The 13033-nt window shown below is 40.7% G+C and carries 14 protein-coding genes and 2 pseudogenes; 7 read left to right on the forward strand and 9 right to left on the reverse strand.

Annotated elements, in window-relative coordinates; genetic code table 11:
• Window positions 1-935 (reverse strand): annotated as a pseudogene (locus tag DDR33_RS20040) (glycine-rich protein); the annotation flags it as partial.
• 228 nt (window positions 936-1163) lie between these two features.
• Here DDR33_RS20040 and DDR33_RS20045 point away from each other — a divergent pair.
• From DDR33_RS20045 to catB, 3 genes are all read left to right on the forward strand, one after another.
• Window positions 1164-1385, forward strand: a complete 222-nt coding sequence (locus DDR33_RS20045) for a hypothetical protein (protein ID WP_109417583.1) — start codon at window positions 1164-1166, stop codon at window positions 1383-1385.
• On the forward strand, window positions 1382-1789 hold the full coding sequence (locus DDR33_RS20050) for a putative toxin-antitoxin system toxin component, PIN family (RefSeq protein ID WP_109417584.1): 408 nt from the start codon (window positions 1382-1384) through the stop codon (window positions 1787-1789). The genes DDR33_RS20045 and DDR33_RS20050 overlap by 4 nt, the downstream gene beginning before the upstream one ends.
• Window positions 1790-1919: 130 nt before the next feature.
• Complete coding sequence (gene catB / locus DDR33_RS20055; protein WP_109417585.1) at window positions 1920-2549, forward strand: type B chloramphenicol O-acetyltransferase; 630 nt, start codon at window positions 1920-1922, stop codon at window positions 2547-2549.
• Between the two features lie 115 nt (window positions 2550-2664).
• Here catB and DDR33_RS20060 read toward each other — a convergent pair whose 3' ends face one another.
• The 5 genes from DDR33_RS20060 to DDR33_RS20080 form a co-directional block, all read right to left on the reverse strand.
• Entirely contained in the window at window positions 2665-3267 is a 603-nt protein-coding gene (locus tag DDR33_RS20060) for a hypothetical protein (RefSeq protein WP_109417586.1), read from the reverse strand.
• Window positions 3268-3430: 163 nt separating this feature from the next.
• The gene (locus tag DDR33_RS20065; RefSeq protein ID WP_109417587.1) at window positions 3431-3853 is read right to left on the reverse strand and encodes a hypothetical protein; all 423 of its coding nucleotides are present in this window, start codon (window positions 3851-3853) and stop codon (window positions 3431-3433) included.
• Between the two features lie 71 nt (window positions 3854-3924).
• On the reverse strand, window positions 3925-4431 hold the full coding sequence (locus tag DDR33_RS20070) for a hypothetical protein (RefSeq protein ID WP_109417588.1): 507 nt from the start codon (window positions 4429-4431) through the stop codon (window positions 3925-3927).
• Window positions 4432-4618: 187 nt separating this feature from the next.
• The gene (locus DDR33_RS20075) at window positions 4619-5134 is read right to left on the reverse strand and encodes a hypothetical protein (RefSeq protein WP_109417589.1); all 516 of its coding nucleotides are present in this window, start codon (window positions 5132-5134) and stop codon (window positions 4619-4621) included.
• 13 nt (window positions 5135-5147) lie between these two features.
• On the reverse strand, window positions 5148-5357 hold the full coding sequence (locus DDR33_RS20080) for a hypothetical protein (protein WP_109417590.1): 210 nt from the start codon (window positions 5355-5357) through the stop codon (window positions 5148-5150).
• Between the two features lie 495 nt (window positions 5358-5852).
• On the opposite strand from DDR33_RS20080, the gene DDR33_RS20085 reads away from it, so the two are divergent.
• Window positions 5853-6911, forward strand: coding sequence for a hypothetical protein (locus tag DDR33_RS20085; protein WP_109417591.1), 1059 nt, complete (start codon window positions 5853-5855; stop codon window positions 6909-6911).
• Here DDR33_RS20085 and DDR33_RS20090 read toward each other — a convergent pair.
• Window positions 6895-7800 carry a hypothetical protein gene (locus DDR33_RS20090; RefSeq protein ID WP_109417592.1) on the reverse strand — a complete coding sequence of 302 codons (906 nt, stop codon included), beginning with the start codon at window positions 7798-7800 and terminating at the stop codon, window positions 6895-6897. The genes DDR33_RS20085 and DDR33_RS20090 overlap by 17 nt on opposite strands.
• A gap of 551 nt (window positions 7801-8351) precedes the next feature.
• Between DDR33_RS20090 and DDR33_RS20095 the strand changes: the two genes are divergently transcribed.
• The gene (locus DDR33_RS20095; protein ID WP_109417593.1) at window positions 8352-9266 is read left to right on the forward strand and encodes a hypothetical protein; all 915 of its coding nucleotides are present in this window, start codon (window positions 8352-8354) and stop codon (window positions 9264-9266) included.
• Window positions 9267-9340: 74 nt separating this feature from the next.
• Here DDR33_RS20095 and DDR33_RS20100 read toward each other — a convergent pair whose 3' ends face one another.
• Window positions 9341-10249, reverse strand: a complete 909-nt coding sequence (locus tag DDR33_RS20100) for a hypothetical protein (protein WP_109417594.1) — start codon at window positions 10247-10249, stop codon at window positions 9341-9343.
• A gap of 442 nt (window positions 10250-10691) precedes the next feature.
• Between DDR33_RS20100 and DDR33_RS20110 the strand changes: the two genes are divergently transcribed.
• Both DDR33_RS20110 and DDR33_RS20115 read left to right on the forward strand, forming a co-directional pair.
• Entirely contained in the window at window positions 10692-11456 is a 765-nt protein-coding gene (locus DDR33_RS20110; RefSeq protein ID WP_109417596.1) for a hypothetical protein, read from the forward strand.
• Window positions 11457-11574: 118 nt separating this feature from the next.
• Complete coding sequence (locus tag DDR33_RS20115) at window positions 11575-12462, forward strand: tail fiber protein (protein WP_146198816.1); 888 nt, start codon at window positions 11575-11577, stop codon at window positions 12460-12462.
• A gap of 121 nt (window positions 12463-12583) precedes the next feature.
• Here the strand turns inward: DDR33_RS20115 and DDR33_RS25975 are convergent.
• Window positions 12584-13033 (reverse strand): annotated as a pseudogene (locus DDR33_RS25975) (hypothetical protein); the annotation flags it as partial.

The raw sequence follows: 13033 nt of genomic DNA on the forward strand, positions 1-13033 counted from the left end.
GCTGCTCCCGGATATTTATTTGCAAGGGTTGTTGGATCGTTATAAGAAATACCACCTCCGAACCAGCCGCCGCCGCCGCTGCCCCAGTAAGAAGCTCCTCCATAACCTCCGCTACCGCCGGATGAAATGGTTGAAACAGCTCCGGGAGCCAGGATCCCATCTCCTCCATTTTGCGTAATTTCTCCGGGGCCGCCTTCTGCATATTTGGGTGCTGACGTACTATTGGAGCAAAAAGCACCGCCGCCTCCGCCCGCAACCAGGATCGGATTGCCGCTCTTTATCACCCAGCTACCACCGCCACCACCTCCGCCGCATATAGCAGTAGGTGACGTCTGCCCTTGTCCTCCGGCAAGTATCGTTAAGACATCTCCCGGGGAGACCGTAAATGTACCTTTCATATAGGCTCCCTTTCCTCCCTTGATGTTATAAGAAATTGCCCCCGGAGCAGTACCTCCCTCTGCCCCATAGGCTTCAATTGTCAAACTAGTTACACCTGCAGGTACTGTAAATGTTTGAGTCCCTCCTGTATAAGCAAAGTTCATTATTGGCAAGGTTATTACGATCTGCTCATCACCATACGTAGTCACTCCGCCAGCAGTGGCGTAACCCCTTATGTAATAGGTGACACCCGGGTTCAAACTGGTTATGGTATAGGAAAAGGTTCCTGCACCTGAACCATTTGTCGACCTGCTATTTGCTATCGTCGGACCAGGACTGGTTGACCAGCACAGGCCTCTTGCTGTGATGGCCGCAGTAGGTCCCACAATAGTGGCTCCGCTTGTAACCGAGTATCCGGTGGTATTGTTGGTTACCGCTGTCGTCGTGACGGATATTCCGGACCGGTATTGGACACCCTGCATAGCGGGCAAAAAAATCTGGGCCTTTAAAGAAAAACCAATAAACAAAGAGAAAATAATCAGAAGGGCTCTTTTCATGTAAATGCGTTTTCAACCTTTGGACTTTATGTCTCATTGATCAGTGCTTTTACGGTTGCACGAAGAATAAGGTTACGGGATAATGCAGCTAAATCGCTGCAGGTCATCGTTTAATTTGCTGTGCCCGGAGGCGTTTTCCCGTTTGATACTAGCCGGTGAAGGAGCAGAGTGTAGGCATTTATTAGAAATTCTGATATATTTGTAATAGACTATATATTTGGAACGAATATGGAAGCTACCGGAAAACTTACCAACATACAATTGGAATTGCTGAAATTATTTCAATATCAGTTACCTGACAAACAACTCACGGAAATTAAGAACATACTTGCCCGGTATTTTGCACAAACAGCTACAGATGAGATGGATAAATTGTGGGACGAGAACGGATGGAATAATGACACCATGAAAGAATGGGCGAGTGAACATTTGAGAAAAAGTGATACATGAAAATTGTATTAGATATAAATGCTCTTTTGATCTCTATTCCTAAGAAGTCTGTCTACCGGCCAATCTTTGATGGTCTCATTAACGGGGTATATGAGCTAGTTCTTAGTAATGAGATCCTGTCAGAGTATCTCGAAATTATAGAACGTAAATCAAACTCTCTGGTAGCAAACAATATTGCCGAAATGCTGCTTAACCTGCAGAATTTAAAAAAAATTGAAGTTTTCTTTAATTGGAGATTAATGGCAAATGACAATGACGACAATAAATACGTTGACGCAGCTATTACAGGCGGTGCCGACTATATCGTTAGCAACGATCAGCATTTTAATATATTACGTAAAACAGAATTTCCCAAAATCACAGTCATAAGTATAGATAAATTTCTGAGCTTGATGAATCGTTGATTCGAGTTGTGTAGTTTGTGCAATTGTTTGTATTTTGACGGCTATCATCAGGCAGCCTAACCCTCTTACATCATTACAAACTTTGTTATGTTTGTAAAAACTGATGTGATATATAGCTAAATACTCTTTAATGAACTTTTTTGACTCTCCTTTCAAAGGGAAAATAATAAAAGACCATGTAACAAATCCTAATATTGTCGCGGGAAAATATTCTTATTATTCAGGTTATTATCATGGTCATTCCTTTGATGACTGTGCCCGGTATCTTATTCCGGATAGGGATGATGTAGACAAATTGATTATAGGTTCATTTTGTTCTATTGGTACTGGTGCCAGTTTTATAATGGCAGGTAACCAGGGACACCGGCACGATTGGATTTCAAGTTTTCCTTTTTATTATATGTCTGAAGTGGATGCTTTCAGCAAAAGCATAGACGCTTACGAAAGTGCCGGCGACACTGTAATCGGCAATGACGTGTGGATTGGCGCTGAGGCAATGATTATGCCGGGCGTTAAAATAGGTGACGGCGCAGTAGTTGGAAGCCGAAGCTTAGTGACCAGGGACGTAGAGCCCTACACAATTGTCGGAGGAAACCCTGCGAAAGCGATCAGGAAGCGTTTTAGTGATCATCATATTAACTTATTGCTGGAAATTAAATGGTGGGAATGGGATGAAACGATTTTATCTGAAGCTATTCCTATAATCTGTTCCGGGGACATAGAACGATTGTATGAATTTTACAAACACGGTAATCGATGAGACCGGCCCCATTACGATGCCTCAATAGCCTTTGTGCTGACGCTGGCCGGGAGGCGAAAAAATGAAATATTAGATGACAGGTCTTTCATTGGGAAGATGAAACCTGGTTTGGAGACTATCTCTTATTAGCGATCATATCAAATTCTAAATTCGCCTTGTCCCCGGAATTGAGAAGCCGGACCTTTTTGATAAAGAGCCATTTATTATTCCGTCGTTGATAAACAAATTCCCAGCACGGAAATTTGGGTTCTTTCATATCAGAACTACCTTGAACAAGATCTTTCGCTTCGACAAAGAAGGCGTAGATGTCATATTCAGAAGCAACCCTTGTGTCAGTCGCTATTTGACCTACGAATTTGTGTTCTGCTTCATAGTGGTTCTTGCCCGCCGATTTTCTAACGTTTTTTATGGTGGATTTCCAGGAGGCAAGCCCCTTTTTAGGATAGCAAAGAATCCGGCAATCACCAACAGGCTCATCATAGTAGGCCATAATAGGGAGTTCCATTATGGATTTCGTCATATTGAAATTGATAACCTGACCGCTCCAGCAAAACAACTTTTTCGGATCAGAAAAGAAATCAATTTTCGAATATGCAGCATCCTTCAGAACTTTCTGTTGGGTCAAAATCTGCTGTTGGCGGTCTTTACCCACAGCAAAAAAAGTCATCGGCTTTCCGCATAGAAAAGAAGCAACGACTAAAAAGGCAAAAGCTTTCATTTTAATATGTATAGTTATAATTACCGTCAGCTACCTAATTTATGGAATTTTCATAACAACCAGATTCTAACTGAAAATGTAATCTTGCTGCCTCTTGTGCAGATTTATTACAGTTCAGGCTGCATTCCATAAATCAGCTCATAAGAACCTGTGATGATGAGTTTTATTTCGTTTTATTTTTTTTCAGATAAAGGGTGTCTTGCGGAGTATAGGCGCGGACCAGCCCCTTGTTAAACAGCGGAGAGCTGATTGAAGAACCTGCAGTTGCTGAGATCTTCGCGTAGCCTGCTACCTTCTCGTTCCTGGTCAGGACAAGGAGATAGAAGTTATCCGAGACCGGTATCATAGATTTTTCAATAAGATCCCTGTTCTTCAGAAGGGTTTGATCGAGTTGCTTTTCATGCGTGTATGGTGCAATGACATAAATCTGATCCCAGCCATAGTCTGTAAGCTTATCTAGCAGAATATATTGCGCGCTTACATCTTTTTCAAAACGTTGACGAAGGTGTTCATCTTCTCCTTTACTACTGCAGCTTAATAGCAGTACGCCTATGAAAAGCAAAAAATAGCTGATCGTATATTTCATTTTTATATCAATTGCCTTGTGAGGAAACTACTTCCTCCCGTGCCTTCGGCAAGATAAATTAAGCACATTGGTTACAGGTATAAATTATTTAACATTTGAATATTTAAAAGAGCCCCAATTAAATCTTCCGGGGCATCCGGAACAACGCGAATAACAGTATTTCCTCTTTTTGTAAATGACGCATATCTCACAAGATCTCCTGTCGATAGTGTATCGTCTTGAATTGAGGATTCGCTATTAACAGCTGTTCTTATTGTAAAATCTATGGAGTCAACGCGTTTCCCTGTAAGATCCTGAAATCGAAATACCTTCCACGTCGAGTCCTGGTATGAATACTTAAAACCATACAGAACTCCATCTGTATTGAACTTAAGAAGAAGGTATTTTAAATTAGTTACCGAATAACACGATACGCAATGGTGCTCGATTAACACAACCTTTTCAGGCTGGCTGCTTCTAATAGTACTTAAAGTGTCGATGATCGCCTGGAATTCATTGTAATTGAGTGCCCTGCTAAGGGAGTCATTTCCAGGAGCTAATAAACTCACTGCCTTTACTACCGAGTCATTTGTCTTCATTTGCCCGCAACTCGTTAACACTAATAGCGAGAGCAAATAAAAGAGGTGCAAACTTTTCATATCTTACAACCCAATGTAGTGCAGACAACTCTATCTGAACCTGTTTCTTCTACAATACTGGACTTGCCGATCATGATACTTTACTAAACTTATCTTAACCCTTTAACATCCTTACAATGGAATGCTATTACAATGAAGATACCAACTTGAGATGAGCCCACTTTCTTAGGCTTTTACTATGCACAGCGGTTTTTTCAAAGGCGGAAAGTAAATCGTTTATTTTATCAATTTCCTCATTAGAAAGAATCTTGTTTTCTATGTATGAATTATACAAATCAATAATCGTATCATATTCGATGTTATTTCTGATTTTGCCTCTTTTAAGTATTCGCTCAAATTTGTTTATTCTTTTTATTCCAAGTTGCTGTTTGTTAATTTCCTCCCAAAAAGCGTTAACGGTTCTGCCAGACCCTTCCTGGAAGTACGTTAATATATCATTCTTTATGTAATTTAAGCTTGTCAGGTTTTTAAACCGGGGATCAGGATTTTCAATTTTACGCCTGTAATCTAAATAAATATTGATGAACTGCTTTATTTCGTTTTCCTTCCATCCCTCATGAGGAAGTTTCGTGAAGCACACTACTGCTATATCAATTACTTTCACAAGCAACTCTGCCTGTGAATTATAATCTCTCTTACTCATATTTGTAATCCGTCTATAACTGAATATTGAAATTTATAACCTGCCCGCTCCAGCAAAACAACTTTTTCGGATCAGAAAAGAAATCAATTTTCGAATATGCAGCATCCTTCAGAACTTTCTGTTGGTTTAAAACCTGCTGCTGGTGATTCTTACCCGCAGCAAAAAAAGTCATCGGCTTCCCGCATAGAAAAGACGCAACGACTAAAAAGGCAAAAGCTTTCATTTAAAAATGTATAATTATAATTGGTCTTTAGAATCCTGTAACGCCCCCCTTATCATTTGACAATAATAGTGAATTAGTTATGTAATAATTACTCCTTCTCTATAATTACTCCTTCTCTCTTTTTTTATGACTCCCCAATTTAATGGTTCTAAATCATTTGGGTAATGTTTTAACTATAGATAAATCTATATATCTGTACCTATTTTGATATTATTATAGATTTATCTATAAATACATCGCAGTTGGTGATGCTGTTTCTAAGTTTGAATCCCATGCAAGAGAATTAGGCATTGATGAACAACTAATCAAAACCATTCAGGCTGATTTCATAAAAGTATAATATCCCGGCTCTTATTATATATGTCTGAGAGTGGTAGCAAAGACCTTAACCTATACGCTTCATGTGCCGATTGTTTTGGCTGATGACCGTATATGGCAAAAAAGTTGTTAAATTGCATGTCATACCATTGGCTAAAATTGTGGACGAAACAAGAGATGAAAAAAATGTGGATATGGATCAGTATTATACTGATAATTGCTGTCGGACTGTATGTCTTTCTTTCGCCGGAGAAATTAATCATAGAACGCAATAATCAACCTTTGGATGCCAATTACGCTGCCTTCCAGGAAATTGACGGGGCTTACAATTCCAGTGTTTTTAAGGTAAGCTTGATTGCCCGGGTTGCGGTTACAAGTAGTGCCTCCCCAAATCCTATTCGTATCTTTCCCTCTGTTAATGATCAGCTTATCCTGGAATGCGATGCAAAGGTAGATGATGAAACAAGGTTTGATTACCGTTATTATAAAATAGATAAGGCCGGGGTGGTAACAGATTCGATTTATGCGTCTTACAGTGATTATTGGGCACAGTTCATTGATGACTTTATGGTGTATACAAGTGACAGGGATGCGTACTATACTACCTGGCCGCTTAATGGAGACACTGTAAAACACAGGCTGGTTGAGCTGAATGCCGATCTGAGCTGGGCGAATGAAAAGGTAGAATCCCGGATAAGTGAGATAAAGAAGAATGCGAAATACTGGTTTTTTAGCTCATTTGGAGATAATGGTGTTTGGTACAGAAAAGCCTATTTCTATGCCGATCGAAAATGGCAGTTGCTATGGCAAAAAATGCCCGGTTACACCGATGTTCCGGATGGCGAAAGTGGCAATCGGTATCGTAAAGATGTTTTTCGCAGTGGAGAGGCAGGTTTTGAAATGCCTGAAAATGTGAAGCTCCTGTATTTTTATCCGCAGGAGAAAATCAAATATTACCACATCATCGGCGGCGGAGATGGTGGCTTCAGTGTTTACAATTGGCGTGGCCAGGGTTTTTTTGAAACGACTGTCGCTGGTAAGAATTTCCGGTTTAAGGTTCCCAAATTAGTGGTGGAGAAAGAAAAGCATAATGGGTTTAAACCAAGCCTGTACATTGTCAGCGAAGCCGGAGGTTCAGCAGAGATCTATAATCCCGCCTTCTATCATTCGCCAAACGGTTTTTCTTTCTATTCCCCCAACTCACAACAGTTGTTTATGATCATTTCTCAACAATGATATGCAATGCATCAGATCGAACCTTTATCTTGTTTTTCGTCTCCAATGTTCCCTTTGGGGCTAAAAGGTCCTCCTTAAAGGCCTCCTTGTATGGATATACCTTATAATCGAACCGGCTGGGTGGCATAGTGAATTTACCCTCTTTCCTGGCGATCATCTTTATATCAAATATGCGCTGCTCAATGAGATCTTCCTTGTTTAATTTCACCATGCGCTCACCAACTTCATTCGCATTCCAGTCGAAGTTAATCACATTAAAATTTGAATCTATAAAGGCTTTGAAGCCAACTATCCCCACTTTATAATCGACATTTCCTTCAGCAATAACCGCAAATAGTGCCTCTGGTGCCCCGTTTTTAACCAGGTAAGCAGGTGTAAACCTTGCTTTGCCCGAAAACCTGGAATATTCAAGTAATGATACTCTGATGGTATCTTTCAGATGATACCGGTCCTTGTCGGCTATCAATGATAACCTGACAGAATTACTATCTACCTGTTGTTTTTTTACAACTTCAATAGATATTGGTGCGCTTTTGTAATTTACCCCATCTATGTCTGCTGATATGATCGGGAAGTCTGACTTTCCCAGCTTGCCAGCTTCAAAAAGCATATCGTAATGGTAGTTTGTTCCATCATGTTCCATGCCTTCCTCTATTTGGGCACCATTCAGTTCATGATTGCCTTCATTGCTAAATTGTTGCACCCGAACACTGCCAGAATCTGGTTTGTTTTTAAAGAAGATCTTAACCACAACAGACCTGTTTAATTCTATTTGGGGCTGTGCCACTATCCAGATTTTTTCTTCCTCTTTCTTTTGTTTTTTTTCCTGACAGGAGATTAGTGAAATAGATAGAATGATGAGCGACAGGATGAATGATCTTTTTTTCATTTATGGTCTTTTGTCTTTATGGAATACTATATCCTTCTATTAGGAAATGTAGGTTTATACCGGTACAAACTCAATACACGGCAAATTGTTTGGTGAGTTGACCGCCCCGGTTTTAAAATGTTATGGTAACAAAATGTAATTAATCAGCCAGCATCGGATTTCAACTCACTCATTAGATTGGTATGAAAACGTTAAGAGCGATCCTTTCTGATATTATTGTAACGCCCCCTTATCAATTGGACAATAATAGTAAAGCAGTTGTGTAATAATTACTCCTTCGCTCTTTTTTCATGGCTTCCCAATTTAATGGTCCCAAACTGTCTAAATTTAGTCCGTTCTTTCAGGGGCTGGCACACTCATTAAGCGGAACATGTGATCGGATTTTAACAACCTTCTGTTGTTTTATACCATGCCTCCGTCACCTTTTTTTGACACTGGCAGAGATGCGAAAAATTAAGATAACGGAACGCAGCCAATGGATTTCTTATAAAAACGGTTAACTGCGATTAAACTGCAGTGAACTATTTCATATTAGCGGCAAAATATTCCAGATGAAAATGAATAATAGCTTTAGTCTGATCGCAAAAACAAAGGGCATAGCCCTGGTTTTCTTAGTTGTAATTTGTGTTGCTAAAGTTCATGCCCAAACTTTGCAAACAGTAACTGATAATGGAAACGTTACCGGTAATTCGCTTTACATCCGAACTAATAATAAAGAAAATTCAAGTTATCAGTCTTTGGTAGTAGGACAAAGGCCTCTTAATGATGGGGTAGCCTCCATCTGGCTTACCGGGAATAATGGAAATCAGAACGGACAGTTTGCTGCTATTTCACATCATTCCCCAGATAACAGTCTTCGTCTTCACAATAACGGAGAAGACAAGCTGACAATCAACGCTGCCGGAAATATTGGCGTCGGTACAAATGTTCCGATAGCCCGACTGCATATTGTCAATAGCCCGCAAGATTCTGACGGTAATACATTAATCTTAGGAGTAACAGGAGGAAGTAATTTACGTCTGGGGTACAATACTGAATATAGTTGGATCCAGTCTCATGGATCCAAACCATTATTTATAAATGAGTATGGAAATAATACAGTTTTAAATAGATTGGACGGCAATGTTGGAATTGGAATATTGAACCCCACAGATAAACTTTCCGTCAACGGCAATATTCGGGCGAGGGAGATTAAGGTTGAAAATACAAATTGGCCTGATTACGTATTTACAGCTGGCCATAAACTCAGGTCCTTGCCTGAAGTGGAGCGTTTCATAAGCGACAACCAGCATCTTCCGGAAGTTCCGTCAGCAGAAGAGGTAAGAGAGAAAGGGATAAACCTCGGTGAAATTAATGCCGTTCTTTTAAAAAAGATCGAGGAATTGACGCTCTATCTGATTGAGAAAGATAAAGAAGATAAAGCCCTTAAAGAAAGAATCGAGCGACTGGAAACCGAAAAGGAATAGGACAAGCTGAGTATCTAATACTCATGGTCGAAATTTTAAGAGCCTGGAAACTTTCCCAGGCTCTTGATTTTGTATTATCTTTTCGGAGAAAGTAAAGCGCTTCCGTTCCTGATCTCACTTATTTCGGCTGTTAGCTTACCGATCTGCTTCTCCTGTTCCTGAACTTTCTTGTTCTGTTCAATAAGGTACAGAGTCAGCTCTTCAACCTTCTGAAGTAATTTTATATTCATGTCCCCGATGTCAATGCCCTCCTTTTTCATCTTATCGGCGGATGCTATACCAGGCAGATGTTCATTTTTCGTTACAAACGCTTCAATTTCTTCAAGCGGCTTCAAGGTATAATCTTCCCGGAATACAAAGTCTGCGCCCGCACTTACCGAAACCTTCACCTCCCGCGAATGAATATTCCCGGCCACCGTTAACTTTGCCTCCGGGGACAGAGTTCCGATACCGACATTCCCATTAGTATGATTGATGCTGAGCAAATCCCCAGCGGTAATTGACCAGAATTTAATGTTCCCCTTATCACCGTATAACGAAAGTACTATAGAAGAATCAGCCCTGTCTGTGAACGACAAAGTGCTTGACCCCCCATAAGAATATATGCCGCCAGATACTTTTAATCTTTCATATCGGGTAACTGCAGGATAATTGCCTATCCCTACATTCCCATCCTGGCCCCTCAGATAAAAGAGTGGCCTGGCCCCCCTGACAGCAATTCCAAAATCAGACGCCGGCGCATTTAAAGCATCGCTATTTCTTGCAAGATCAACGTGAAAGCCCCAGTTCTCTATATTAGATGTAATCACAGTTTTATTATAAATACCGCTCCCGCGACTGGTCAGCTCAATAGGCCTGGATGCAGAAAGCTGAATAATATTTGAGCTGGCAGCGCCTCTGTCTGTCACACTCTGTAAAGTTTCCTGCCCGTAAATGGTCATCCCTTTAGACAGCAGGCATAGTACAAAGATTATCTTTTTCATGTTAATTAATTTTAGGCATTTAGTGGGGAAAATGAGAATGAGTTTCTCATACATCCGCCTTCAAAACGGCTAGCCCGCTGTAAAACTAAGTTTTCGCTCTGATAAATGCATATTTTGTTCTGAAAAAATGAATGTTTACCTAAAACGCAAACTGCGGTCACACCGCAGTTTGCGTTTGTACATTGGCAGCGGAAATATCTTTGTTATGTATCACCGGCTTTATAGTTCAATATTAAGAACAAGTATTCTTGCATTCCTTTTAGTCGCAGGGCTTGCGGCGATGTCTCAAACAGAAGTGCCGGATGTAATAAGTGGAGGGCCTTTAAGCAAAGGCTCCTGGCTGTTATTTAATTCGGGCGGGTCTCTCACATCCATTCAGGAAAATTGGGGCTTGAATCTATGAGGAGACGCCACTCACCCCATAAAACTATATAATGCAAGCTTGCTTGTCGGCTATCAGTCAGACAATACAACAAGTGTGACGGCGCTTGGAAGAGACAATGCCTATATAAGTGGCAACCTTGGATTAGGGACATTAAACACGGGAGGTTATAAGTTAGCAGTTAGCGGGAAAGCCTGTTTCTCTCAGTTTCCATTTGTTGTAGGAGATCAGACTAACGACGAATATTCGGTGAGATTTTCAATATTTTATGATAACTCGATGAATAACACCATTAAGTATATCAATTTCGGAAAGGATAATTCACTATATAACTGTGGAGAAATCGGTTTTACTCATGTTTCCGATAATGCATCATCGAACTTTGTCACACTCGGTATGTATGGACAACTGGAAAATCAAAGGCTTTATCTATTTGGAGACGGCAACCTGGGAGTCGGTACAAAATCTCCAAAAGGATATAAGCTTGCAGTGGCAGGCCCCATGATTGCAGAGTCTGTAAAGGTTCAATTACAGTCAACATGGCCCGACTATGTTTTTTCTCCGGAACATAAGCTTCCCGCATTACAAGAGCTTGAACACTATATACAGGAAAACCAACATTTGCCCGGGATGCCTTCTGCTTCAGAAGTTAAAAACGATGGAATAGACCTTGGCAGAATGAATGCAGCTCTGTTGAAGAAGGTAGAGGAACTGACACTTTATATCATTGAGCAAAACAAGGAGCTTAAAGAGGAGAAGCAGAAAAATCATGAGCAGCAGAAGCGTCTGCAGAAACTGGAAGACAGGCTGAATGATGCGAAGTAATGTCAGACTAAAAATTTTTCAAATTGTCAGACTGAATTCTGGCTGCAGTTTGAAAATTTATTTTTGGCAATCGCTCAAGCGATCGTTCTGGTCCGGGGAGATTGAATTAAAAAAATATATGAAAAGAAAGTCTTTAATATTCATTGCGTTACTTTCAGCTATCGCTGTGCAGGCGCAGGAAACTTTACAAACGGTAACTGACAGGGGAGCCTCTACAAGCAATGGAAAGGAACTGGCACTTAATTGGCCGAATGGCTCAGGATACACATTCCTCGGAGGAACTTCAAATGGGAGCTACGGAAGAATCGGAGCATGGTCTCCTGTAAACGGATATAGTGACCTGGCAATAAATGAGGGCGGTGGAAGAGTAGGCATTGCAACAAATAATCCAACCTCTGTGCTGTATGTGAATGATTATAACCCTTATATCTCTGGTTTTACCGTCCAGTCAGGTAATGCAGGTTTTCACTGGAAAAATCACACGCTTAGTCTGATCTCAACCCCATCCTGGGATCATGTTCCCTACATTGAATGGATCGCGCCAAATGGAAAACGCCAGGCTTATCAGGGATGGGAGCAGTCTTTTTTTAGCTTAACGCTTGAAAACGGTTACAATTATTCCATCAATGGCGGCAATGTAGGTATTGGTACCTCTACTCCCGATTCAAAGCTAACCGTCGCCGGGAAGATCCATTCCCAGGAAGTTAAAGTAAGTATTGATGCCGGCGCGGACTTTGTATTTCACGAAGCTTACAACCTAAGGCCCTTAAGTGAAATAGAAAAATTCATTGCGCAAAATCGTCACCTGCCGGAAATTGTTCCGGCTAAGGAAATGGAGAAAAATGGACTTGAGTTGGGAACGATGAATGTGAAACTCCTCCAGAAGATAGAAGAACTGACTCTTTATCTTATTGATGTAAATAAAAAGCTTGAGACTGTCGAAAAGAACAATAAACAGTTAATGGAGGAGGTTGAGCACTTGAAAAATCCCCTATATAGCAATTGACTCTTTTTTACCCTAATAGTTGTTCAACTATTAGGGGTAGTTCGTCGGATGAAAATACATCAATCTGCCCTAGACGCTAACAACACAGGTCGATTTACAATCCTGGTGCTCGTCCCAATAGTCACCTTCTATGAGATTCAAAAGCCTTGATCAGGCTCGCCTGTTGCTGCTTTAGCTGATCAATCTGCTGTTGCTGGATTTGCAGTTGTTCCTGTTGGCTCTGAATTCTGGCATCCTTCTCTTTATCGCGTTTGTCTTTCTCAATAAGATACAGCGTTAGTTCTTCTATTTTTTTAGTTTGCAATTTCACTATCTCTCCCAGGTTAACACCGTTTTGCCGCACATCAGCTTCCGATGGCATGCCGGGAAGATGCTGATTCTTTTCAATGTACGCTTTCAGCTCGTCCAATGTTGCTAAAGGATAGTTTTTCTTAAAAACATAGTCCGGCCAACCGTTCAGATCAACTTTTACTTCCCTGGCATGTATATTCCCATTTACCGAAAGTTTTGCATCAGGCGTTGTAGTGCCGATGCCCATATTTCCATTGGGCAGAATATTAAAGTAATCCTC

This window comes from Pararcticibacter amylolyticus (assembly GCF_003130405.1).
In the GTDB taxonomy this organism is placed as follows: domain Bacteria; phylum Bacteroidota; class Bacteroidia; order Sphingobacteriales; family Sphingobacteriaceae; genus Arcticibacter; species Arcticibacter amylolyticus.